We start from the raw sequence: 24719 nt of genomic DNA on the forward strand, positions 1-24719 counted from the left end.
TCATGCAGTTTGATTCTTTTGCAGATTTTATTGCCATGGGAGGCTATGGCTTTTATGTGTGGTTGTCATTTGGCAGCTGTGCATTAATTTTACTTGGTATTTTAGTGAGTTCGTTAAACGATACGAAACGTATTTTCTCTTCAGTTAAGCAACAAGCACAACGAGAAGAGCGCATTAAAAAAGCGAAGCAAGAGGCAGGGCAATGAATCCAAGACGTAAAAAACGCTTATTAGCTGTTGTCGCCATCATTTTCGGTGTGGGCGCAACGATTGGTTTGGTGCTATATGCACTACAAGAAAACATTAATTTATTTTATACGCCGAGTGAGCTTGTTGATGGTAAAGGCCCTAACAAAGAAAAGCCGCACATAGGTCAAAAATTGCGTATTGGCGGTATGGTTGTGCCAGGCTCTGTTGTGCGTGATGAATCAAGCCTTAAAGTCAGTTTTAAACTGATTGATACAGGCCCAATGGTGACAATTAATTACCAAGGCATCTTGCCAGACTTATTTCGTGAAGGCCAAGGGATTGTAGCCCAAGGGGTGCTTGTGAATGCCAACGAAATTGATGCGTTTGAAGTACTCGCTAAGCATGATGAAGAATACATGCCTGCGGAAGTTGCTGAAGCAGTGAAAGGTATCAAGCACGAAAAACCGACCTATAACTTAGAAAGCGGTAATTAATATGATCCCAGAACTCGGTTATTTTTCACTCACACTGGCCATGGTGCTCAGTGTCTTATTGTGTATTTTTCCATTGTGGGGGGCTCATACTGGTAATTTACGCCTGATGCGTGCGGCGCCCTCACTGGCAGTGGGCCAGTTTGTGTTTGTACTGCTCTCTTTTGCTGCGCTTATTTATGCCAGTTTAACTGATGATTTTACCGTTTCTTACGTAGCCTACCACTCAAGTAGCACCTTACCTTGGTATTACAAAATTACCTCGACGTGGGGGGGCCATGAAGGCGCTATTTTGTTGTGGTTAGTGATGCAAGCAGGGTGGACTGCGGTTGTTGCAATGCGTTCTAAATCATTGCCTTGGGTATTACGTGCGCGTGTACTGGGTGTTTTAGGCTTTTTAGGCGTGGGCTTTATGCTTTACACCTTGTTAATGTCGAGTCCATTTGAACGATTACTGCCTTATTTCCCTGTTGAAGGGCGAGATTTGAATCCACTTCTTCAAGACCCTGGCATGATTATCCACCCGCCATTACTTTACATGGGCTATGTGGGTTTATCAGTGTCATTCGCGTTTGCGATTGCTGCACTCCTTACCGGCAAGCTTGATAATACGTGGGCAAAATGGTCTCGACCTTGGACTATGACAGCGTGGGGCTTTTTAACGTTTGGTATTACTATCGGCAGTTGGTGGGCATACTCAGAACTAGGCTGGGGTGGCTGGTGGTTCTGGGATCCAGTGGAAAATGCCTCGTTAATGCCGTGGCTTGTTGCCACCGCGTTATTGCATTCATTATCGACCACAGAAAAGCGTGGTGTATTTAAGTCGTGGACAGTACTACTGGCAATAGCTGCGTTTTCATTGAGCCTATTAGGCACCTTTATTGTGCGTTCAGGCATTATTGTTTCGGTGCATGCGTTTGCCTCAGACCCTAATCGCGGTATGTTCATATTGGCCTTTTTAGCGATTGTTGTTGGTGGCGGGTTGAGCCTGTATGCACTGCGCGTTTCTCAAGTGAAAAGTGAAGGGCGATATAAGTTTGCATCACGCGAAGTGGCACTGTGGCTTAATAATATCTTTCTCGTTGTAGCGACTTTAATCGTTCTGTTAGGTACGTTGTTACCTATGATCCATAAAGAGCTTGGTTTAGGCAGTATCTCTATTGGTGAACCATTCTTTAACAAGATGTTTGCTATTTTACTTGTTCCATTCGCTATTTTAATGGGAATTGGGCCGCTACTACGATGGAAACAAAATAAGTGGTCAATGCTACAAAATAAGCTTGCGTTATCAGCAGTAGTCAGTGTTGTTGCAACTGCTGCATGGCTGTACTCAAGCTATGATGTAGTGGCGCCAATCACGTTTATAGCCACAACGCTGGCGATATGGATTTTTGTCACAACGTTTGTCGATTTAGTGTCAAAAGTGACTATTCACACGACATTGTCTGAGGGCTTTAAACGTCTAGGTTTGAGTTATTGGGCGATGGTATTGGGTCATGTTGGTTTAGCATTTGTAATTGCAGGCGTTACCTTAACCTCTGCGTACTCAGTTGAGCGCGATGTATCGATGAAGCCGGGTGATAAAGTCGCGCTTAATGAATACCAGTATCGTTTTGACGGTGTTAAAGCAATCCGTGGTGCGAATTACAGTGGTCATGCAGGTGTGGTGACCGTGTTTAAAAACGACAAGCAAGTAACCGTCTTACATGCAGAAAAGCGTCGTTACGACATTGGCATGCAATTTATGACAGAAGCTGCGGTTGATGCAGGGTTTACTCGTGACTTGTATTTAGCGCTTGGTGAGCAACTTAGCCAAGGCGCGTGGTCGTTGCGTATTTACCACAAACCGTTTGTTCGTTGGATGTGGCTTGGTGGTATTTTAATTTCACTCGCGGGTTTCTTAGTCTTAGGCGATAAGCGTTACCGTCAAAAATCATTGAATGGGGAGGCCGCAGCATGAACCGAAAGTTGTTAGCATTAGCGCCTTTGCTGGTTTTTGTTTTACTGTGCGTATTTTTGTACCAAGGCTTATTTGCTAATCCACGTGAATTGCAAACAGGGCGTATTGGTCAAGCGATGCCTACTTTTAATTTGCCTGATTTAATGGATGAGTCTAAACGTTGGACAGACACTGATTTAAAAGGTGAAGTGTATCTTCTTAACGTATGGGGCACATGGTGCCCAACCTGTTTGGCTGAATTAGGCTACTTAACTGAGCTCAGAGAACAAGGCGTTAAAATTATCGGCTTGTACTATGAGCAAGGTTATGACCCTGACTTTGACGGTCAATTTGATATTAATGCGTTACGTGACGATGTCACGAGTATGCTCAATCGTGCTGGCGACCCATACCAGTTTAATATTTTAGACTTAAAACGCACCTTGGCTCTCGACTTAGGTGTATCGGGTGCCCCCGAAACCTTTTTAGTTGATAAACAAGGTACTATTTTACTTCACCATACTGGCGATATTAACCCGCGTGTATGGCGAGCTAAGTTTGCACCGTTAATGCAGGAGCTACAGCAATGAGGTGGGTGATTTTTTTAGTAAGCTTGCTGATCACGGTGAGTGCTTTTGCAGAGCAAGATAAATATCAATTTGATAATAACGAACAAGCAGCGCGTTTTAGTGAGTTAACGAAAGAGCTGCGTTGTCCTAAGTGCCAAAATCAAAATATTGCCGATTCAGATGCCGTTGTCGCAAAGGATCTCCGTGATAAAGTGTTGGCGCTCGTTAAAGATGGCAAAACCAAAGAGGAAGTGATTGATTACATGATTGATCGCTATGGCTATTTTGTTCACTACGATCCACCTGTTACACCAGCAACTTTAGTGTTGTGGGTGTTACCTGTATTGATTGTGGTGCTGGGTTTTGGCTTTATTGTTTTGCGTCAACGTAAAGCGTCGGTTAAACAAACTTGGACAACAGAAGACGAAGCGTTACTCGCTAAGTTAATTGAACAAAATCAACGTCAGGAGCAAAACTAAATGGCATTAATGTGGGCTTCTTTTGTTTTACTCACACTGATTGCATTGCTGTTTGTTGTGGTGCCGTTTTTTAAACGCGAACGTATTCAACGCCTTGATCACAATGCAAACTCGGAATTGATCCGAATTTATTACCAACGTTTAGAAGAATTGAAAGCTGATTTAGACAACCAGCGTATTGATAAAAATATGCACAGTGAATCGGTTATTGAGTTAAAGCGTCGTTTATTAAACGAGCTTTCGCCAGAAAAAGCACTGAATAGTAAAGGTAATAATCGTATTTTTGCACTAACCGGAACCGTGTTTTTAATTACATTAACGGTTATTTTCTACAGCTACACCGGCAGTCAGCAACAGATTAAAGGCTGGCACGATGCCATGGCAAACTTAAAGTCATATGGTGAGCGTGCAGTAATGCAAAGTGGTGAGCCTTTGACAGCAAATGAGCTACAAGCGTTTGCGTTAGCACTGCGTACTAAGCTTGATCAAAGCGGTGACGATGAAGTGGCTTGGATGCTGCTTGGACGTGTTGCTATGTCGTTGAATGAGTTCGACATGGCGATGCAGTCATTTGATAAAGTGTTGAAAATGAATCCTGATAACAAACAAGTGCTGATCAGTTACTCTCAGGTACTTTTAATGGAAGGCAGTGACGCAAACATGTCACGTGCTGCAACAATGTTATCTCGCGTGCTCAAGGCTGAGCCCACCAATATCGATGCTATTTCATTGTTAGCACTTATTGCTTATGAGCGTAAGGATTGGTTGCAAGCTAAAACTGCATTCGAAGTGTTACTTGCTAGTATGGAGCAAAATGATCCCCGTTATCCAATGATTGCACAGCGTATTGCTGAAATTGATGCACATTTAAATAATGAGCAACAAGTCGCAAGCGCTGGTGCAGTCAATGATAGCAACAGTGAGATTAAAATCACGGTCAATTTAGATGAATCACTTAGCAATAAACAACCTGAAAATGGCACTTTGTTTATTTTCGCAAAAGCAGCCAGTGGTCCACAAATGCCATTAGCCGTTGTGAAAATGACCGAGTATAGCTTTCCACTTGAGGTGACCCTCAGTGATAGTAATGCCATGGTTGATGGTTTAAATTTATCGAGTGTCGATAAAATTATTTTAACCGCGCGTTTATCAAAAGATGAGACTGTGGTAACTTCTAGCGGCGAGTTGGAAGGTAATTCGGATGTCTTAGAGCGTAAAAACGTTAAAGAATACGCGTTGCTAATTAATGAGTTAATACCGTAAGGATAGCCGATGTTTAGGCACAGTATATTTTTTATCTTTTTTGTAGTGCTAGCAGGATGCGCACAAATTCCTGAAGAAAAAGTTGATGAGCGTGACCCGTTACAGTCATTTAACCGTCCAATGTACGATTTTAATATGGACGTACTCGACGCGTACATTCTTCGCCCTGCAGCGGTTGGTTATGTGGCCGTTACGCCTATGCCTGTTAGACGCAGTATTGTGAATTTTACCGATAATATCACTGCACCAACAGACATGGTAAATGCGGGTCTTCAAGGTAAGCCTGGTAATATGGGAATTAGTCTGGCACGCTTTTTAGTCAATTCAACGGTCGGTTTGTTGGGTCTCTTCGATGTTGCTTCATCACTGGGGTTAGAGATAGTGGATGAAGATTTTGGCCAAACACTGGGTGTTTGGGGAGTTGGTGATGGTGCCTACTTAATGATCCCAGGCATGGGACCAAGTACAGCCCGTAATTTAACTGGTGATGTTGTCGATAACGTCGTATTACCAGAAATAGCCCTGACTACACCGCAAACCGTCTTGGTTTTTGTTTTAAAAGCAGTGGAGGCCCGTGCCTCATTGATAAACCAAGAAAGTTTATTAAATGAGTCGCTCGATCCGTATATCTTCGTAAAAGATGTCTATTTTCAGCGCCAGCTCTATGAGCTTCACGATGGCAATCCCCCCATCGAAAAAGAGCCTGATGACTTTGATGAAGACTTCTTAGAAAATCTTTAAAAAGTATCCTATAAAAAATGCCAGCATGAATGCTGGCATTTTTTATGGAGATGAAGCGGGGTGGTATTAGTCGCCAAACACAGCCATTTGTTCATTCGCCCAGTTAACAGCGTCATGGTATGCATCGGGAACTTCTTCAGGCTTCAGACCAAGTGCTTGCTGTATTTCATTGGCATTTTGCCAATTAGCTTGCTCATATTGTTTTACCAAGCGTAAATAACTGGCTAAAAGGCCTTCGTCTTTAAGAAGCGCAACTTTAATGTCGTTTGCCAACGGCAACTTATTCATTACGCTAGACATCTCTTCATCTAAAATAGCGTCCATTAAGGACATCATACCGGTTAAAAATGCCATTCCTGTATCACGGAATTTTCCGTGACTGATTGCCAATAACTCTGCAAATCGAGCACGAGTGAGTGATAATCGAATAAGCTCTGCAGGCTTATCAGCAGCCACTTGTGCAGCAAAAAGTAGCGATAAGAAGCGTTTAATTTCTTCACTTCCCAATACAATAAGTGCTTGTTTAATAGTGCTTATTTCTGCACGGCGTTTAAACGCGGCTGAATTTGAGTAACGTAATAATTTATAAGATAAATTAACATCACGCTCAAAGACTTCAGTGATTTTCTTAAGGTTTAGATCAACACTCGATGTTTCGTATAAAAGCTCAGCAAGTGCCATCTCTGACGGAGGCAGCGTTTTACTTTGTACCATTTCAGGTTTTGAAAAAAAGAAACCTTGGAAATAACTAAACCCTAGGTCGAGAGCAAGTTGATACTTTTCGTGGGTTTCTACTTTCTCAGCAAGTAATTTTATATGAGGGAAAGGCTTTATTGCCTCAATTACCTCTTTAATTGACTCGGCCTCGGAGCTTAAAAAGTCGATTTTAATAATATCGATAAACGGATAAAAATGACGCCAAACAGGTTGATGAATATAGTCATCAAGGGCAAGTGTATAGCCTTTTTCTTTTAAATCTTTGACTAAAGCAAGCAGGCGTTTTCCCGGTTGAATTGTTTCAAGGATTTCGACAACAACGTGGTCTTTACCTAATAACAGCGGATAGCCTTTTTGTAAGGTGTCTAAAGTAAAGTTAATAAAAGCGGGTTTATTGTCGGTTAAATCTTCTAAGCCGAAATTAAACTGGCTCCCTTCAATAAGCCGTGAAGTTGCTTCATCGCCATCGATGTCTGGAAACACATTATCTACACCATCCCGAAAGAGGAGCTCGTAGCCTATGAGTTTCTTTTCCTTATCTAAAATCGGTTGGCGCGCAGCGTAAAAATACATAATTGAAGCAAGTCCACATCTGTTAATTCATTTCCTTCCCGCAATATATTGCATTGAGCTTAAAATAGCATTAGTTAAATAAATTTTATGCGGGAAACGTAATTTTATTCTCTTGTTCAAGACCTTAAGACTAAGATAAATTGTGCTTAAATTCTATAACTTGAATTAAATATCAGAAAAATTGTTAGCAAACCGTTGTTATTGTAAATTATACAGCTCATCGGCTTAATTGGAGTTGTGGGGCACAAGCATGATATAGTCGTGTGTGATACCGGCTTTTATCCCAATAATGTCTTAAAACTAAGTAACTTGCGAGTCATTATTTGGATTAGAAGCCTACATTGATTAATTTTTGGAGGCTGATTTGGAAACAGGAATGATAATTTCGTTAGCATTGTACTTCATTGTTATGTTGGGAATAGGGCTTTATGCCTATAAGCAATCAACTGACGATGTATCGGGTTATATGCTAGGTGGGCGTAATTTATCACCCAGTGTAGCTGCGTTATCGGCAGGTGCGTCTGACATGAGTGGTTGGCTGTTAATGGGCCTGCCAGGTGCAATGTATTTATTTGGTTTAAGTAAAGTTTGGATTGCAATAGGACTCGTATTAGGTGCTTGGGCAAACTATTTCCTCGTAGCGCCGCGATTACGTGTGTATACCGAAAAGGCGAATGACTCGATTACTATCCCAGACTACTTCGCTAATCGATTCGATGATAATAAGAATATTCTTCGCGTTATTTCTGCCATTGTGATCATTGTCTTCTTTACTCTTTATACCTCATCAGGTGTTGTTGCCGGTGGTAAATTATTCGAAAACTCATTTAATATGAGCTACGAAATGGGGCTCTATATCACCACGGGTGTTGTGGTTGTGTATACCTTGTTTGGTGGATTTCTTGCAGTAAGTTTAACAGACTTTGTGCAAGGCTGTATTATGTTTATCTCGTTATTAGCTGTGCCAATTGCGACTTTTACAATGCTTGATCAGCCTTTCATGGACACCTTGGCTAATGCTCGCTATGACCTATTATTAAGCTCACCCAAAGAAACAGAAATTCATGCACTTAACATGATGGATTGGTTTGCAGGTGGCTCGACAATTGCGATTATTTCGGCAATGGCTTGGGGCTTAGGTTATTTTGGTCAGCCACATATTATTGTCCGCTTTATGTCAGTGCGCTCTGTCAAAGATATGCCTACCATGCGTCGTATTGGTATGTCTTGGATGACATTGTCTGCAATTGGTGCTGTATTTACTGGTTTATTCGGTGCGGCTTATATGCTTGAAAACCAAATGCCAATCGACGATAAAGAAACAATTTTCTTAGTTTTATCTGAACTCATTTTCCACCCACTGATCGCAGGTTTTCTCCTAGCCGCAATTTTAGCAGCGATCATGAGTACTATTTCTTCGCAGTTATTAGTGTGTTCGAGCTCTTTGACTGAGGATTTTTATAAAATTTACCTGAATCGCGACGCGTCTCAAAAAGAGTTGGTATTAATTGGTCGTGTTAGTGTGATGTTGGTTGCCGTTTTTGCTATCTACTTAGCTTATGACCGTGATAACTCTATATTAGATTTAGTGAGCAATGCATGGGCAGGGTTTGGTGCTGCATTTGGACCGTTAGTGTTGCTTAGCCTTTATTGGAGACGAATGAACCTACAAGGGGCAATAGCGGGAATGGTTGTGGGCGCTGCGACAGTGCTGTTTTGGATTTATGCACCGATTACGATTGATGGTGAAAAGTTAAGTGCCATTATTTATGAAATTGTACCGGGCTTTATCTTATCAAGTATTGCCATTGTGGTCGTTAGCTTGAACACATCAGAGCCAAAACAAGAAATTACACAATTATTTGATGAAGTTGAATCGTCACTTTAGGACGCTAAGTGTCATTCTTTAGAATGTAATTAAAAAGGGCAACATAAGTTGCCCTTTTTTGTGTTAATTTTTTAACTCTACTTTAAGAGTGACCGGTTACTTTGATGAATAATATCCGCTGCTAAAGTAAGGGATATTAACTGGCTGCTTTTTCTTTTATATCAGCGACTTTATCTGTGTCTGCTGATTTGGCTTTTTTCGGTTTGCTAGGCAGTTCTTTAGCGCCTTTTAGGACAGCCATAAATTGGTCTTTTTCTTTTGCTATTTCAAGGGCTAGAGATTCAATTTGTTGCTCACTTAATGGTACATCTACCTTCTCAAGCATGAGCTCTAACGACTCAGCGATGTCGAGCATTTTATCGTACGCATCAGCTTCTTTTTTGGTAGTAAACGTCATGCGCTCGACTCCGTTTCTTTCTACAACATATTTAACAACAACAGCCATGATTTCTCCTGCATTCAAGCGTGGCATTTGCAGCGTGTAATCGCTACTTTGATTACTGTTTTTATATACAGTAATCGTTTGGGGCCGAATTTGCAAGCTGCGTGTGTGTATTTTTTATGACATTAATTTGACAAAAAGGCATAAATTGACTTTATTTAGTTTGTCACCAAATTAGTGACGAATGTAATGGAATTAGTGTTCGGTGACGAGACTATTTAACAGTCCACGTAAGGACATCATGGAGGAAACAATGAAGTTATTATCAAGTTTACTATTTGCAGCAAGTCTTGCATTACTGCCGGCGACTCAGGCACTCGCTGAAAAACCAGCTGAGTCAGTGCAAACAAAAATTCAAAAAGTGAGTATCAATAAAGCCACTGTAGAGCAACTTTCTCAGTTACCTGGCATTGGTAAATCGAAGGCTCAAGCCATTGTTGAGCATCGTAAGAATCAAGGCCCATTTAAATCAGTTAAGCAACTGAAAGAGGTTAAGGGGATTGGTGATAAATTATTCGCTAAAATAGAAGGAAAAATTTCGCTTTAACTAAATAGTAATTTAAACAGGGCGTCTATTCGCCCTGTTTAAACTCTTGTATCGCTTTTCGCAGGTGAGGTTGAGCGAACATATTTTCAACCGGCGTTGTGATTAATGGGTAGCTTAATCCCGCTAATAATAACCAAGGTAAAAGCATCCAACCTTCAAAGTAGGCAAGGCCTAGAAACAAGGGCGCTAAAAATGCCAGTTTGCACACAGATAAAACGATTTTATGCATTGGGCTTAAGTGGCTCAGTGCAATTGCTATTATCTGCTGACGCTGCCTTACTTTAAAGGTCTTTAATTCAGGAATTTGACTGCTAAAAAAGTAAATCATTACAGTGACTTTTTGACTAGTAAGCGGCTTGCTAAAACCCCGACAAAAACAATTGAATATGCGGCAAAGATGACTTCCATCCATGCGGGCATACTCATTGACGCAAATTGCCAATCAATGTTGCCACAGTCTCCTGTTGCTGCGAAAAAGTGCGGGATCCATTCATGTAGGGGCATGAAACTAGGAAAATTTGGCTCAAACGCACAGCTAAATGCAAATGGATCTGTGTTGTTTTGCATAGCAATGTGCTCTTTTGCGATAAAGTAGCCCCAAATGGCAGAGACTCCCCACGTTGCAAAGGCGATTAATCGGTAGGTTACAGCGTGTGGGTTTATTGCTCCAATGATACCCGCGGCTAAGAGACCAAGCATCGCTGTGCGTTGGTATATGCACATAATACAGGGTTCTAGACCCATATTATATTGAAAAAACAGGGCTGTTATTTCAAATGCGAGTGCCGTTAAGGCTAATAATACCCAAGGGGTTCTTTTGTTTGCTAACTCAGCTAACCAACTCATGAAAAATCTCATTTCTAATTGTTTTCAAGATTATGCTTAGGGACTGCGCAGGGTGCAAGTGCCTGCGATGAATATTCGTAAAAACAACGCAGATAAATAGTAAAGGAGCCAACGGCTCCTTTACTTAATGTGTATGAATGAAGGTTAAACACTCACAGCTTGTAGAGATTCACTTTGATAACAACCCAGTACGCGTGTGTATTGGGTATGCTCTTTTAGCTCTTCTAGCGCTTGTTTTACATGTGCATCATCTAGGTTTGCTTCTAAATCAACGTAAAACACTTCTTCCCATGGATTTCCTGGCACTGGTCGAGACTCTAGTTTTACAAGGTTAATTTGATGGTGTTTAAATATCATTAAGGCATCTGCAAGCGAACCTGCTTGCTGTTTAGTTGCCATAATCAAACTTGTTTTAGTGGGGATTTGTTTAGAGACTTGCAATGGTTTACGTGCAACAACAATAAAGCGGCTGTGGTTTTCACTTTGGTTTGCAAGTCCAGACTTAACAACCTCGAGGCCAACATTTTTACCCGCTTGAGCAGAGCCAATGGCCGCACTATTCGGGTTCTCAACTGCGGATTGTAGCGCGTGAAATGTCGAATCACAGGTTTCATGTTGGATATCACCGAGCCCTTGCACAAAACGACTGCACTGTGCGAAAGGTTGTGGATGCGCATATATTTTATTGATGTGTGAAAGCTCAGTGCCCGGTATTGCAAGTAAACAATGCTCAACACTGTGAGTGACTTCACCTACAATAGAAACTTGGGCGTGTTGTAATAAATCAAAGACTTCATTGATACTGCCCGAACTTGTGTTTTCAATTGGTAACAAGCCAAAGTCGGCTTGGCCATTTTCAACTTTCCCCGTGATTTGCTCAAAGCTCGAGCAGCCTATTTCTATGACCTTACCCGGGCGGCGGCTAAAGTATTTATGACACGCTAATTGGCTGTATGAGCCCTGACCACCTAAATATGCCACACGATGCGTTTCGCTCATTGCATCTGGGTTCAGGCTTTTTTGTAACATGGCCTGTTGATTTAATACGGAGTCTTCCAAAATAGTCTGGAACACATTATTAATGTAGTAGGCGTCTAACCCCAGCGACTTTCCATAGCTTATTAGCTTTTCAAGCAATGCTTGTTCGCGGGCTTCATCGCGAATCGGTTTATTGTTGGCAATTTTATATTCAACAACACTGTGACTAATACGTCGTCGTTTTGCGAGTAATACTAATAAATCGGAATCTATTTCATTGATATCGTGTCGTAACGCATTTAATGCATCGTTGCTCATGTTGGTTTCCTCATTCCAAAACAGTGCACAAACAAAAAAGCCTCCCAAGAGGGAGGCTTTAGCTATTCGGTGAATTTATCTCGCAAACAGTTAAGCCTCCTCTATCTAAAGAAGCTAAAAAACGAAAAATAAGTGCGAGAAATAATGTGTTTCATCCAGTTAATGTAAGAAGTGTCGTTTATAAAGTCAACAGCATATCGAAGGAATTTGCAAAACACATGGATTAGTTATGAAAATTCATCAATCTTCATAAAAAATTTATAAATCTAAAAATGAATCTGGTATATTTGTTTTTGGATAATAAATAATAACAATTATTAATAAGGTAGTCCTGTGGTGTATCGACGCCCGCCATCTCGTTTTGGTGTGAATTCGTTAAGTATGAAGCTATCGCTGCTGATTTCTGCAATTTGTTTAATTGCGGGTATTTGTGCAGCGGCATTAATGCTTAAATCAGAAGAAAAGCAGCTCGTTTTTGAAGAACACGAACTTTTAAAGCATTCGAGTGAACGCTTAAGTCGTCAATTTAACGGCTTGATAAAAACAAAAACAAATATTGCTGAACAAGCGAATAATGTCGTTACTAGCCAGTTATTACTTAACGAGTCTCACTTGCAAAGTAATCACAATGCCGATATTAAATTTGCTGTTGATGGCAGCATACGCAGTACGTCTGCAGATGGACTCTCCGCCGCTTTTATTCCTCAAGATAACTATTCCGCTTTTTATAAAAGGCTGATTAACGATTCCGAGTCATTATGGAAAATAGTGTCACCGACACTTATTCAAGATTTCTTTAATTTTTATTTAGTCAGTAAAGATAATTTTATACGTATCGCGCCACCAAACTGGGCACTCAATGTACCTGCTGAGTTTGATTTTACAAAAGGCGAAACATTTAACTACGCACAAGAAGCATTAAACCCAAGCCGAGAAGCAGTCTGGTCAAAAGTTTACTACGACACCATTTGGCATAAATGGGTGGTGAGTGTATTGGTTCCGGTTTACCACAATAATGAATTTTTTGGTGTCACAGGCAGTGATATTGCGCTAGAAACCTTACTTGCTCAATTACCAATTGGTGATCGCGAGCAACATTTATTTGTGTTTGATGCAAAAGGACAGTTACTTGCGCATCCCGACTTAGATAAATCGACATTAGAAGAATATGGTCGCGAAGGTAAAAAACTACTGACAAAAGACTTTGTTAATGCGGATTTACAAACGCTCGTCTCAGAGACTATTCGTTCTAAATTACCTGAATCTGCAAATTCATTTGTGCAAGGCGGCGAAACACACATTATCAATATTCGTAAAGTAGAAGGCCTTAACTGGTACATTGGTATTTATAAAAAGCGTTCTTCGGCGTTGTCTGCCTTAGAAGAGTTAAAAGTTAAGTTTTTTGGACTGTTTATTTTATATGCCATCTTAGTCGCACTGTTGTTACATCAAGCGCTTTACCAGCTTGTTCTGCGCCGTATCCACTCGTTAGTTAATGCCGTTGTCAGCTTTGGCAAAGGGCAATTGCAAACAGAGTTTCCGTACGCAAATAAAGATGAGATTGGCACCCTCAATGGCTCATTTAAAGATATGGCGATAGAAATCAGAAAGCTAATTGATGGTTTAAATCAGCGTATCAGTGAAAAAGAAATTGCCGAAAAAGCGGCTAACCGATTATCAAAAGCGGTGGCATTCTCTGGAACCGGTGTTGTCATCACCAACCAAGATTTTGAAATTGAGTACGTCAATCCGAAAATGGTTGAGATGACTGGGTTTGAAGAGCGCTACTTTATTGGCTCGCCTTTAATGAGCATCATATCGCAAGAAATGGCCATTTTGGTTGACGACATAGATGTTGATTTAAGAAGCCGAAATTATTGGCGTGGCGATACACTGTTACAAGCCAATGAGCGCCAATCTGTATGGGTGTCATTAAGTATTTCGCCGATTCGTGAAGATGGCGGAAAAATTACCAGTTATGTTGCATCAGCGCAGGATATTTCGTTTGTAAAAGAAAGCCAACGTAAGATGGAGCAGTTAGCTTATTTCGATACACTAACCGGACTTGCCAACCGAACGTTCTTTAGAATGCAACTACGTAAATCGATGGCGCTTGCAGAGCGTGGACATTATGCGTTTGCGTTATTTTATTTTGACCTAGATGAATTTAAGCGAATTAACGACACTTTAGGTCACGATGCTGGTGATCAGTTATTGGTCGAAGTGGCTAACCGTTTGAAAAAACGTTTACGCACAGAAGATACGATTGCCCGACTCGGAGGCGATGAATTTGCCGTACTGTTAAGTGGTATTGAGCATCAAACACATGCAATGGAAGTGGCAAATACGATTCAAAGAACGCTCAATGAGCCAATCAAACTTGGTAATAATGAAGTGATTATCAGTGCGAGTATAGGCATTACAATGGCACCATTTGATAGCCAAGAAGAAGATCAATTACTTAAACATGCCGATTTGGCTATGTATGAGGCGAAAGCAAAAGGACGAAATACTTTCCACTTCTACAGCCAAGAATTAAACGCCGCTGCGAATGAGCGGTTGTTCATTGAAAATGAGCTACGTAATGGCATTCGTGAGCGTCAGTTTGAGGTTTATTATCAACCTCAAGTTGATAGCCGAAATCAGCAAGTGGTTGGCTATGAAGCGCTTATTCGTTGGTTCCACCCTAAAGAAGGCATGATCCCACCGACTAAGTTTATTCCGATTGCAGAGGCAACCGGTTTAATTGTTGAATTAGGGGCGTGGGTTCTTCAAGAAGCGTGTGAGTTTGCTGCGCGTTTAGCGAGTAAAAACCTAAAAAATAATATTTCAATCAACTTATCGGCACGCCAGTTTAAAGACGCTAATTTGGTTTCGACACTCGATAAGATCATTAAACAAACAGGGGTTGAGCCTAAGCGACTTCATTTAGAATTAACTGAAAGTATGTTGATGGGGCATGTTGAAGCGGCAATTTTGCAGTTGCATCAGCTTAAAGCATTGGGCGTATCAATCTCTATTGACGATTTTGGCACAGGTTATTCATCGCTGAGTTACTTGAAACGTTTTCCTGTTGATATTCTCAAAGTCGACCGCTCATTTGTAAAAGATATCCCTGAGGATACCAATGACATGGAAATCACCGCGGCGATTATTGCTATGGCGCAAAAGTTAAAGCTTAATGTTGTTGCTGAAGGTGTCGAAACGATAGAGCAAGTTGAGTTTTTACAAAACAACAACTGCTATATTGTACAGGGTTACTATTACAGTAAGCCGGTGTCCGAAGCGCAGCTGCCAGCACTTTTTGAGCGCTTGAGCCATATAGAAGACGTTAATTAAAAGGGGGCTTTTTAGCCCCCTGCGATTTTAACTTTAAATTTGAGCGCTTCGAGAATCGCTTTAAGCTTTTCTCGGTCGTCGCCTTGAACCTCAATAATACCGTCTTTTACTGCACCGCCTTGGCCCATTTTACTTTTAATGGTTTTGGCGAGCTTTTTAAGATCATGTTGTTCAGCGTCAATGCCAACAACAAGCATGACACCTTTGCCTTTACGTCCTTTGGTTTGACGTTCAATGCGAAGGAAGCCATCTTTAAACACCTTACTTTGCAAAGGCTTTGTTTCTTTAGGTTGCTCAATGCGTCCAGTGGCTGTTGAATAAACTAGATTATTATCGCTCATAGTGATACTCGTTATAAAAGCTTGCCTAAATGATAACAAATTTCCTCTTAAGTGTTTTAATTTTTGGCTTATTTCTTCTAAGCAGTTATATTTAGATATGTCTTAGAAAAGATTTGTTTATTAGGAGTTTATTATGAGTTTGACGCGCAGCACTTCTGCTGATGGCGCTATTTTAACTGTACAAATCAAAGGAAAGTTTGATTTTAATCTGGTGCAATCTTTTCGTCAGGCATACGCTGACTTAAGCGATAACATAAATAAGATTGTAATCGATTTAAGAGAAACTGATTACATGGATAGCTCTGCGCTGGGTATGTTACTAAATATGAAAAAAAACCTTACGGGAAAAGTTGATAATATTCAAATTAGTAATTGTCAGCCGCAGCTAAAAAAGATTCTGCAAATTTCTCGTTTCGATAAAAAGTTCGACATTGATTAATGCTTAATATCCTGGTTGTTGACGATCTTGCTCTAAATCGTCGCATGTTAACCGTGATGTTAGAGCAACAAGGCTATCGAGTTTATAACGCTGAAAATGGCTTGATGGCGCTAAAATTACTGGCAGAGCACAGTATTGATATTGTGCTACTTGATGTCATTATGCCGGTTATGGATGGCTTTGAAACAGCTGCAATAATAAAAGAGCGTTTTAGCCAAGTTTATCTCCCCATTATTTTTATTACGTCGCTTGAAGACGAAGCCAGTTTTGAACGTTGTTTAGCGGTAGGCGGAGATGATTTTCTTCATAAGCCGTTTCAAGAAGTGATTTTAAACGCAAAAATTAAGGCGCACAGCCGAATAAGAAACTTAAGCCAAAAGGCGCGAGAACAAAATTTACAACTTGAGTATCACCAAAATCAAGTTGAACGCGAACACGAAATCGTTGAGCATATCTTTAATAATGCGTTAGAAAATCAAAAGCTATTTACGCAACACCTCGATTTTCATCTTTCACCCGCTGCCATGTTTAATGGTGACATGTTTCTCGTCGCGCAAAGTCCCATAGGCAGTTTATATTGCATGCTTGGGGATTTTACCGGCCATGGCTTAGCGGCTGCAGTTGGGGCCCTGCCAGTATCACGAGTGTTTTATACCATGGTGAGTAAAGGCATGTCAGTGAGTGATATTGCTGCTGAAATTAATGCTGTTTTGGCTAATTTATTACCTGGGCACATGTTCTGTGCTGCGACAATATTAGAGCTTAGCCATTCTGGACGCAGTTTATCTGCGTGGCTTGGCGGCTTACCTGACACCTATATCATTAACGATAAAGGCGAAATTACACGTACCTTAGAGTCCCAGCATATGGCACTGGGAATACTTGAGGGAGATGAATTTGAACGCGGTCTAATACATATCGAAGTCGAGCCAACCTCACGCGTTGTGATGGCTACCGATGGCATTATTGAAACGGCCAATCCTCAAGGTGATTTTTTTAGCGAGACGCGTTTTAAAGAAGCCTTGTGTTCAAAAGAAAACATTACAACAGCGCAGGTGTTAGAGCGGGTAAATAAATTTGCGCAAGGTAACGAACAACAAGACGATTTGAGTTTAGTGCTATTAAATTGTTTACCTGTTCCTGAACCAGAACAAGCGGCAGAGCCTTTTTCTCCTTTACCGTTTAACTTTTCTTTGAGCCTGAATTCAAAGCAAATAAAAAGCACAGATCCGGTGTTAGAGGTTGTGGATGTGCTCACCCAAGTAGCGGGCTTGAATGCGCATCGCGCAAATATATTTTTAATATTGTCTGAGGCATACAATAATGCTTTAGATCATGGGGTGTTAGGCTTAGATTCTGAGATTAAAAATCAAGAAGATGGTTTTTTAGTTTATTACCAAGAAAGAGACACCGCACTTGCCACTCTAAGCGACGCTTTAATTATTATTGATATTCGTTATTGCCCAGATAACTTAGCGTTGTATTTTACGGTGTGTGATTCTGGAAATGGCTTTGCTAAGGCGCATGCCTCAGATCAAAGCTTAACGCGAGAGCATGGTAGGGGGTTAAGTTTACTAGGTGAAATAGCCTCTCATATTTCATTTAATGCCGCTGGGAACCAAGTCGAAATTTGTTATCAATTATCCTCATCAAGCACTAGCTCACACTAACAACGCATGTTATGATTCTGCCATTATAGATGTTTGGATGGCTAAATGATTTCAACTTACTTATCAATTGCGCAGCTTGATTTACCAGAAAACCTTGTTGCTGAGCAATTATCGTATCTAGAACAATACCTAGCAGATGCAGAGTTACCTGAAGTACGCTGGCAGTATCAAATTCCTGAATTAGGTGAAGGTGGTGCCTGTAGTCTGTTTGGTTATTTACAGGATGAGCCATTCAAGCTGAGTGATTTTGTCGCTAATAACGCAGAGAACACTGCTAAGCTGGCAAAACTACAACAAATTATTGATTTTGTTGTTGAAAAAACTCAGGTGGACTGGTTTGGTATTTATCAAGCGACAGCAACGGATGAAGGTAAGCAGTTATTAAAATTAGTTTACCATGGTGCCCCAAGTCGTCCTTTGTTTCCTATAACAGAGGCCTTTGCTAAAGGCAGTAACAATGTGCAAGTCGCGTTATCTAAGCGTGGCCGAGTTATTAACAATGTTGCTGATTACCTTGCCAAGGGGGGTGAATATTATACGTGTGATCCCAACGTGAAAGCAGAGACATGTTTGCCGCTACTTTCACAACAAAATGAGTGCTTAGGTATTATTGATGCTGAAGCATTTAATAATGATTTCTTTGATAAGCAAACCCTTGCTTTACTGGTGGCTTGCTGTATCAAAATTCCTCAACTCTTGGTCTAATTTAACTAGTAATTAGGCTGGGTTTTTATGTTAAGCTAGTGGCAACGCTAACCCCTATAAAAAGAGATAGTCAATGTTCTCAGAATTAAAACCATTACCAACAGACCCTATTCTTGGCCTAATGGCGGCCTTTAAACAAGACACAAATCCAAATAAAATTGATTTGGGTGTCGGTGTTTATAAGGATGAGCAAGGCAATACGCCTGTACTTAAAGCGGTTAAAAAAGCGGAAGCGTTTCGTTTAGAAAACGAAACCAGTAAATCGTACATTGGCTTGGCGGGTAACTTAGATTACTGCCAAAAAATGGAAAACTTATTACTGGGCGAGCATCCAGCACTATTAGCAAACCGTGTACGCACAGCACAAGCACCCGGTGGTACAGGTGCGCTTCGCGTTGCGGCTGAATTTATCAAGCGTTGTAACAAAGACGCGACAGTGTGGGTAACAACGCCAACATGGGCAAACCACATTAGCCTATTTGAAGCGGCTGGTTTAACAGTTAAAGAATACCCTTATTACGATTACGAGAATAAAGACCTGTTATTCGATGAGATGATCAATACCTTAAAGCAAGTGCCAAAGGGTGATGTTGTGTTATTCCATGCATGTTGTCATAACCCAAGTGGTATGGATTTAAATGCAGAACAATGGAGCACAGTTGCAGACCTTGCTGTCGAAGTTGGTTTTACACCTCTTATCGATATCGCTTACCAAGGGTTTGGTTCAAGCTTAGAAGAAGATGCTGCAGGCTTACGTAAGTTAGCAGCAGCCGTCGATGAGATGATCATTTGTTCTTCTTGCTCGAAAAACTTTGGCTTATACCGTGAGCGTATTGGTGCATGTTCTATCATCGCCAAAGATGCGGCAACGGCCGATGTGTCAAATTCTGTGCTATTAAGCGTTGTGCGTAGTATTTACTCAATGCCTCCTGCTCACGGTGCTGATATTGTAAGCACTATTTTAAGCAGCACTGAACTGACACAAATGTGGCATGATGAGCTTGATGAAATGCGTAACCGTATTAATGGTTTACGTACTCTAATTAAAGAAAGCCTCGCAGCGAAAGGCATTGCGCAAGATTTCTCATTTATTGACCGTCAAAACGGGATGTTCTCTTTCTTAGGCATCAATAAAGAGCAAATTGATCGTTTACAAAAAGACTATTCAATCTACATCGTTGGCTCTAGCCGAGTAAATGTTGCTGGTATCAGTGATACAAACATTGACTACTTTGCTAACGCAGTTGCTGATGTATGCAAATAAGACATTAATGTATGTCAAAAAAAAACCGCACGACGTGCGGTTTTTTTCTATCTGCTGTTTCGCTAATGTAGCCAGCGAATGGCGCTGTTGAGCATACTGTTATAGCTATCAAGCGGTGCGCCGATACTGGCAATGAGTATTGTATCTGCTCGCTCACCTCGGTTTATATGTCCAGCAAAGCGTTCGTCGCTGAAATCTTCAGCGCCAGTGCCAAAGGGCTGTTCATCAGATGGGACAATAAAAACTGTCATTGGGCCAAAATCAGATTCAAATACTAAATGCAGGCCTTTTTTACCTTGGAAATCACAAAACGTAAGGTACGTTACTTTACCTGGTAGCTCATCTAAGTGTCCGCCGATCGTGGCAAACTTTTTGTTCACATAGGCAAGATCAATTGCCTCGTGTTTATCAAGCGATCCAATCTCATGGTATAAATGTGCAAAAGCATGTTCACCGACACTGTAGAGAGTATGTTGTTTGTTGGTGACAAAGAAAATACTTACGGCGACTAAAAACGACGCTGCTGCGGCTAAATAAAGGCGCTTAAAGGCGAATCGAGATTTTGCCTCAATAATTGTGTCAAGTGGTTGCTCAGCCGTTTGCTCCTCAGCCGTTTGCTCTTCAGTACGATGCTCCTCAGCGGCATAGGTGTTTTCAATAATGCGTGCGGCAAGGTTTTCGGGCACGGGTACATTTAATGCGCTGTGAATTTCAGCATCAAGTGCTCGCACATCATTAATAAATGCGTGTTTTTCTGTGTCCTGCTCGGCAAACGTTTCAAGGTCCTTATCAATCGTGCTTGGTTCGGCGAGGATGCGGCGGCGAAACTCGAGTTCATCCATTACTTTGATGCTCCTCTAAGTTGGTCATCATCACTGCTTAAAGCCTCTTTAAGCTGGTTTCTGGCACGAAAAAGACGTGTCATAACGGTATTTTTATTTAAATCGAGGATCTCGGCAATCTCATCGCCAGAACACCCCATTACAACTTGTAAGAGTAATGGTTCTCGATATTCATCTGCTAACTTTCCAATCTGTCGTTGGATCACTGTTTGTTCCATTTCAGCGTCTAAGGTTGTGCTTCTTTCATCTACTAGCGTCTCGTTTTCAACGTCGGCGTAGTCAAATTGTTTACGCTCAAAACGACGGGCGTTTTCGCGCCTTAGTATGGTTAAAAGCCAGGGTTTAACCGCGTGCTGATCTTGAAGCGAATCCAAGGCACGCCAAGCTCTCAGGAAGGTTTCCTGCACTAAGTCTTCGGCAACACTTTGATCACGACACAACCAATATGCAAAGCGAAAAAGCTCACTGTGGTAGATATGAACCAGCGCTTCATATCGCTTCTGTTTTTCTGTCATAGTAATTAAGACCTGCCTATCAGAAAAAAAATTTCTGATATTATTCATTATTTTTAATAACAGCTAACCTCAAGATTAGCTGTTATTTTTCATTATTTTATTACTATTAATTGATTTTAATCGTAAAGATTTTTCAATGTCTGATTTTGCGCCGCCGATTTAGGGTGTTTTTCAGCCTGGTTAAGCTGATTAACAATCAGCACTAAATCAGGTTTTTCATGCGATGAACTATAGAGTTTTGCACGTAATTTGGCAATTTCAGTGTTTAATGATTCATCGTTTAGTGTGGCTAGCAGTGAGTCTAAAGCCCCCGTTGTTTTTCCTGTGTGGTGTTTTGCATAGCGACTTAATGCACTATAAAACGCAGTGTATTTACCTTGCTTAGCTAACTTTTTAAGCTCGGGTAATGAGGATGAAGTCGTCGCTGAAGTGTGCGTTGACTCTCCTGTTGATTGAGGGCGTTTTTTAAAATACAGCACCAGCGTCACTAACCACAGTATGTAACCGGCAACGGCAATAATTATCAGCCAAGTTGGCGTACTTAACTGAGTAACGACAGCAGGTGTGCTGTTATTTAAGCTAGGCGTGGCTGCTTGCTCTGTAGGCGCTGTAACAGCTGCTTGAGGTGGCGTAAGCGGGTTAGTGCTTGGTACGACGGTAATCGAGCGTGCTGGGATTGTTGCATAGCTTATACGATTAATTTTAGTGTTGAACCAAGGCAGCTTGATTTCGGGCAGTGTATACGTTCCCGGGGTTTGCGGTAATAAAGCATAAGAGGCTGTTTGCTGAGAAATGACGCGGCCATCGCGAACAAGGTGATTGTTCTCTTTTTCGTCAGGGTAGCTTCTAAAACCTTGCACTTGCGGCATATCGATATCAGGAAGTTGCTCTTTAGTCACGCCCAGTGCCGTTAAAGTAATGGTCCGCGTAATCGGGGTGCCAACTTCTACAGTGTCATCTTTTGGTTGCCATTGCTCATCAAGGTTAACCAGCTCACTTGGCAACCAAGCACCAGAATAGTTATCAGGAATCGGTTTGATTTCTGCGTCAATATCTTCGCCCATCGCAGAGATTTCCATTTGGCGATAGTTTTGACGAATACGGCCATTAAACACAGGGGCTGTTATGGTGTGAATGCCACTTTTTTGTGGTTGCACTAAGTATTCACGGGTGATCACTAAATACCGTTTACCGTCAATCAGTTCATAGCTTTCTGATTGTTTGTTAATAGGGGTTAGTTCAGCATCTGCCATGACTGGTGTCGTTAAGTTACCATCGAGCAGTTCTTTGTTATTGTCTAAGTACAGTTTAACTGTGTAAACACCCGCTTCTTGAACATATAAGTTGTTTGGCTTGAGACTGGTTTTTATAAACGCATCTTTATTTTGCTCTGACGATTGGCTGCGTTTAGAAACGCTAAGTTGAATTGGTTTTGAACTTACACCTGCCACCGTAAAAGCAGGAATAGTGTAGGTGCCTTCCTTACGCGTCATGAGTTTTACAGACCAATTAGTTTGTTTACTAATTTCGCCGTTAATAATGTTTGTGCGTGAGCTCACACTGGTTGGCCCAACGACAAAGTCTTTTAATAATACAGAGGTGTCGGGTTGTTCACTGTTAATCGTGTCGTCTGCAGAAATAGTGAGGATAAAAAATTCGCCCGCAAGGACGGGGTTTTTATCAACACTGGCCTGTAGTTGGGTGGCGGCCCAAAGCGGCGCTGCCGCGATTAGCAATAAACAACATAATAATCGCATTACCATGATTTTTCGGCTCCTCGTGGACGACGTTGATAGTTTCGTTTTTGTGCTTCTAACTGCATTTTATTTCTTAATAAGATAGCGGGATCATCGGGAACTTTACGCAGCAACTGATTCAGTTGCTGGGCTTTCTCTTTTTCTTCATTTGTTAGTTCAGCCGCTTGGGCCTGCATAGCTTGTTGTTCAGCTTCTTTTTTAGCTTGTTCATCACTTTGCATCGGCTCCGGCTGCGCGTCTTTTTGCTCGGGTGTTTGCTCAGGCTTTTGTTCACCAGAATCGGATGGTTGCGCTGATTCAGATTGCATTTCAGGTTTATTTTTTTGCTCGCTATTTGACTCGCTTTGCTCACCTTTCTGATCCGATTGTTTATCTTGCTCAGAGGGTTGTTCACCTTCTTGTTGCTCGCTCTGTTCGCTGTTTTCACCTTGCTGCGAATTATCGCCTTGTTGCTTTTGCTGGTCGTCTTGCTGACCATCCTTGTTTTGTTGGTCAGAATTTTGCTGTTGATCTTGTTGTTGCTGTTGTTGATTTAATAACTGCTCAACAAGTGCTTGATTTTCTTGTGCCTCAGTAAAATCATCTTGTAACTGTTGGGCTTGCTTATAGGCATCAATGGCTTGTTCTAGCTGCCCAGCTTTAGCCAGAGCATTACCGTAGTTATAAAGGCCTGTTGCAGACTTATCTTGGCTAAAAGCATCAACCGCAGCTTGGTAATTACCTTGCTGATAAAGTGCGGCTCCTTTTAGCTGGGTGTTATCTGTATTAACGGCCTGATCAAACTGCTTTTGCTGATAAGCATCCAAAGCGCGTTGATCTTGGTTTTTAAACACTGCTGGTAACTCTGCGGCGTGTATTTGCTGTTGTGGTAGTAGCATAATAAACATAAAACCAAGCACTAGGCTGCTGCCCCGGATTAAAAAGAGTGCCAGTGGCATTAAAATCAGTAAGCCATAAATACCTGCATCGATACGCCATAACGTTTGGCTTTGTTTTTCGTCTTTGAGACGCTCTGCGTTGGCGCTGGGGGCGAAGGCTTTTATGTCTTGGTTACTGGTTTGATATAACGCAAATTTGCCGCCACTGTTACGAGCAATTGCTGTTAAGCGGCTGCTATTAAGAGTGGGAATGACGATTTGCCCCTGTGAGTCTTTCAAAAAGCCGCCTTCAGGTAACTTAATGGGGGCGCCTTGTTCAGTGCCAACGCCGTAGACATTTAAGCGGTAGCTCGATTGAGCAGTAAAGCGACTAATGTCATCGTGATCGAGTTGATCAATGCCATCGGTTACCAAAATAATGTCACCGTCTAAATACCCGGCTTGCTTTAGTAAATCATCGGCTTTTTCAAGGCCATCAATCACGTTTGACCCTTTGCTTGGCATAATATCTGGACTCAAACTTGGAATCAGATTCGCTAACGTGCTGGCATCATTAGTTAAAGGCGAAATAGTAAATGCTGACCCCGCATAGGCCACAAGTGCAGTATCACCCTCTTTAAATAGCTCAATCATATCAAGTGCTTTAAAACGCGCTTGTACTAATCGACTGGGGGCTATGTCGGTACTGAACATTGAGTACGACATATCCATGACGATAACGCGTGCATTTTTTGCTTGAAACACGGGCACCTGTTTTTTCTCAAAGCTTGGGCCGGCCGAAAAAACAATCGCAAGCAGGGTAAATAGCGCCACCAACCAGAGTGGTTGTTTTTGTTTGTTGTGACTTTCGCTCATAACAAATTGTGCAAGGTGCGGTGCAATTAAATCAGCTGGAGCATGCTTTTTATTTCGTACAAATAGCACGCTAAAAATAATCAATGCAGGCAGCAATAACCAAAGTAGGGTAGGGCGAATAAACTCAAAATCCAT

At 41.4% G+C, this 24719-nt stretch carries 24 protein-coding genes; 14 read left to right on the plus strand and 10 right to left on the minus strand.

Annotated features, from left to right (window positions below; genetic code table 11):
* Window positions 1–2 precede the first annotated feature (2 nt).
* From ccmD to D0907_RS04940, 7 genes are read left to right on the plus strand one after another with little or no spacing between them, the layout of a single operon-like run.
* Window positions 3–206: a heme exporter protein CcmD gene (gene ccmD, locus D0907_RS04910; RefSeq protein WP_036970047.1), complete on the plus strand. Its 204-nt coding sequence runs from the start codon at window positions 3–5 to the stop codon at window positions 204–206.
* Window positions 203–682 carry a cytochrome c maturation protein CcmE gene (gene ccmE, locus D0907_RS04915; RefSeq protein WP_036970044.1) on the plus strand — a complete coding sequence of 160 codons (480 nt, stop codon included), beginning with the start codon at window positions 203–205 and terminating at the stop codon, window positions 680–682. The genes ccmD and ccmE overlap by 4 nt, the downstream gene beginning before the upstream one ends.
* A gap of 1 nt (window position 683) precedes the next feature.
* Window positions 684–2639: a heme lyase CcmF/NrfE family subunit gene (locus D0907_RS04920; protein WP_036970041.1), complete on the plus strand. Its 1956-nt coding sequence runs from the start codon at window positions 684–686 to the stop codon at window positions 2637–2639.
* Entirely contained in the window at window positions 2636–3208 is a 573-nt protein-coding gene (locus D0907_RS04925; protein ID WP_065978760.1) for a DsbE family thiol:disulfide interchange protein, read from the plus strand. The genes D0907_RS04920 and D0907_RS04925 overlap by 4 nt, the downstream gene beginning before the upstream one ends.
* The gene (locus D0907_RS04930; RefSeq protein WP_036970035.1) at window positions 3205–3666 is read left to right on the plus strand and encodes a cytochrome c-type biogenesis protein; all 462 of its coding nucleotides are present in this window, start codon (window positions 3205–3207) and stop codon (window positions 3664–3666) included. Before D0907_RS04925 ends, D0907_RS04930 begins: the two co-directional genes overlap by 4 nt.
* Entirely contained in the window at window positions 3667–4929 is a 1263-nt protein-coding gene (gene ccmI / locus D0907_RS04935) for a c-type cytochrome biogenesis protein CcmI (RefSeq protein ID WP_074988670.1), read from the plus strand. It abuts the gene before it with no gap.
* 9 nt (window positions 4930–4938) lie between these two features.
* On the plus strand, window positions 4939–5670 hold the full coding sequence (locus D0907_RS04940; protein WP_036970030.1) for an MlaA family lipoprotein: 732 nt from the start codon (window positions 4939–4941) through the stop codon (window positions 5668–5670).
* A 66-nt stretch (window positions 5671–5736) separates the two neighbouring features.
* Here D0907_RS04940 and D0907_RS04945 read toward each other — a convergent pair whose 3' ends face one another.
* Window positions 5737–6960 carry an EAL and HDOD domain-containing protein gene (locus D0907_RS04945; RefSeq protein ID WP_036970026.1) on the minus strand — a complete coding sequence of 408 codons (1224 nt, stop codon included), beginning with the start codon at window positions 6958–6960 and terminating at the stop codon, window positions 5737–5739.
* A 376-nt stretch (window positions 6961–7336) separates the two neighbouring features.
* Between D0907_RS04945 and putP the strand changes: the two genes are divergently transcribed.
* Complete coding sequence (putP, locus tag D0907_RS04950; RefSeq protein WP_065978762.1) at window positions 7337–8848, plus strand: sodium/proline symporter PutP; 1512 nt, start codon at window positions 7337–7339, stop codon at window positions 8846–8848.
* Between the two features lie 136 nt (window positions 8849–8984).
* On the opposite strand, the gene D0907_RS04955 is transcribed toward putP, so the two are convergent.
* On the minus strand, window positions 8985–9293 hold the full coding sequence (locus tag D0907_RS04955) for a YebG family protein (protein ID WP_074988669.1): 309 nt from the start codon (window positions 9291–9293) through the stop codon (window positions 8985–8987).
* A 250-nt stretch (window positions 9294–9543) separates the two neighbouring features.
* Between D0907_RS04955 and D0907_RS04960 the strand changes: the two genes are divergently transcribed.
* Window positions 9544–9837 carry a ComEA family DNA-binding protein gene (locus D0907_RS04960; RefSeq protein WP_065978764.1) on the plus strand — a complete coding sequence of 98 codons (294 nt, stop codon included), beginning with the start codon at window positions 9544–9546 and terminating at the stop codon, window positions 9835–9837.
* A gap of 25 nt (window positions 9838–9862) precedes the next feature.
* On the opposite strand, the gene D0907_RS04965 is transcribed toward D0907_RS04960, so the two are convergent.
* The 3 genes from D0907_RS04965 to D0907_RS04975 form a co-directional block, all read right to left on the minus strand.
* A complete protein-coding gene (locus D0907_RS04965; protein WP_036970014.1) occupies window positions 9863–10165 on the minus strand; it encodes a DUF6170 family protein in 303 nt (100 codons plus the stop codon).
* Window positions 10165–10683, minus strand: a complete 519-nt coding sequence (gene dsbB / locus D0907_RS04970) for a disulfide bond formation protein DsbB (protein ID WP_074988668.1) — start codon at window positions 10681–10683, stop codon at window positions 10165–10167. Before dsbB ends, D0907_RS04965 begins: the two co-directional genes overlap by 1 nt.
* Before the next feature lie 144 nt (window positions 10684–10827).
* Complete coding sequence (locus tag D0907_RS04975) at window positions 10828–11979, minus strand: chorismate mutase (protein ID WP_036970008.1); 1152 nt, start codon at window positions 11977–11979, stop codon at window positions 10828–10830.
* Between the two features lie 333 nt (window positions 11980–12312).
* Between D0907_RS04975 and D0907_RS04980 the strand changes: the two genes are divergently transcribed.
* A complete protein-coding gene (locus tag D0907_RS04980; protein WP_118844097.1) occupies window positions 12313–15318 on the plus strand; it encodes a bifunctional diguanylate cyclase/phosphodiesterase in 3006 nt (1001 codons plus the stop codon).
* 11 nt (window positions 15319–15329) lie between these two features.
* On the opposite strand, the gene D0907_RS04985 is transcribed toward D0907_RS04980, so the two are convergent.
* Window positions 15330–15659 (minus strand): SUI1 family translation initiation factor, encoded by a 330-nt coding sequence (locus D0907_RS04985; RefSeq protein ID WP_036970005.1) that lies wholly within the window; start codon window positions 15657–15659, stop codon window positions 15330–15332.
* Between the two features lie 133 nt (window positions 15660–15792).
* Here D0907_RS04985 and D0907_RS04995 point away from each other — a divergent pair, with 133 nt between their 5' ends.
* From D0907_RS04995 to D0907_RS05010, 4 genes are all read left to right on the plus strand, one after another.
* On the plus strand, window positions 15793–16098 hold the full coding sequence (locus D0907_RS04995; protein ID WP_036970002.1) for an STAS domain-containing protein: 306 nt from the start codon (window positions 15793–15795) through the stop codon (window positions 16096–16098).
* A complete protein-coding gene (locus D0907_RS05000; protein ID WP_065978766.1) occupies window positions 16098–17768 on the plus strand; it encodes an ATP-binding SpoIIE family protein phosphatase in 1671 nt (556 codons plus the stop codon). The genes D0907_RS04995 and D0907_RS05000 overlap by 1 nt, the downstream gene beginning before the upstream one ends.
* A 45-nt stretch (window positions 17769–17813) precedes the next feature.
* On the plus strand, window positions 17814–18473 hold the full coding sequence (locus D0907_RS05005) for a GAF domain-containing protein (RefSeq protein ID WP_036969998.1): 660 nt from the start codon (window positions 17814–17816) through the stop codon (window positions 18471–18473).
* 73 nt (window positions 18474–18546) lie between these two features.
* Complete coding sequence (locus D0907_RS05010) at window positions 18547–19737, plus strand: amino acid aminotransferase (protein WP_036969996.1); 1191 nt, start codon at window positions 18547–18549, stop codon at window positions 19735–19737.
* Between the two features lie 62 nt (window positions 19738–19799).
* Here D0907_RS05010 and D0907_RS05015 read toward each other — a convergent pair whose 3' ends face one another.
* The 4 genes from D0907_RS05015 to D0907_RS05030 form a co-directional block, all read right to left on the minus strand.
* Window positions 19800–20579: a DUF3379 family protein gene (locus tag D0907_RS05015; protein WP_074988665.1), complete on the minus strand. Its 780-nt coding sequence runs from the start codon at window positions 20577–20579 to the stop codon at window positions 19800–19802.
* Window positions 20579–21094: a sigma-70 family RNA polymerase sigma factor gene (locus D0907_RS05020; RefSeq protein ID WP_036969992.1), complete on the minus strand. Its 516-nt coding sequence runs from the start codon at window positions 21092–21094 to the stop codon at window positions 20579–20581. The genes D0907_RS05015 and D0907_RS05020 overlap by 1 nt, the downstream gene beginning before the upstream one ends.
* A 116-nt stretch (window positions 21095–21210) precedes the next feature.
* The gene (locus D0907_RS05025; RefSeq protein WP_036969990.1) at window positions 21211–22857 is read right to left on the minus strand and encodes a BatD family protein; all 1647 of its coding nucleotides are present in this window, start codon (window positions 22855–22857) and stop codon (window positions 21211–21213) included.
* The gene (locus D0907_RS05030; RefSeq protein WP_118844099.1) at window positions 22851–24719 is read right to left on the minus strand and encodes a VWA domain-containing protein; all 1869 of its coding nucleotides are present in this window, start codon (window positions 24717–24719) and stop codon (window positions 22851–22853) included. The genes D0907_RS05025 and D0907_RS05030 overlap by 7 nt, the downstream gene beginning before the upstream one ends.

The sequence above is a fragment of the Pseudoalteromonas lipolytica genome (assembly GCF_003515105.1).
GTDB classification, from domain to species: domain Bacteria; phylum Pseudomonadota; class Gammaproteobacteria; order Enterobacterales; family Alteromonadaceae; genus Pseudoalteromonas; species Pseudoalteromonas lipolytica.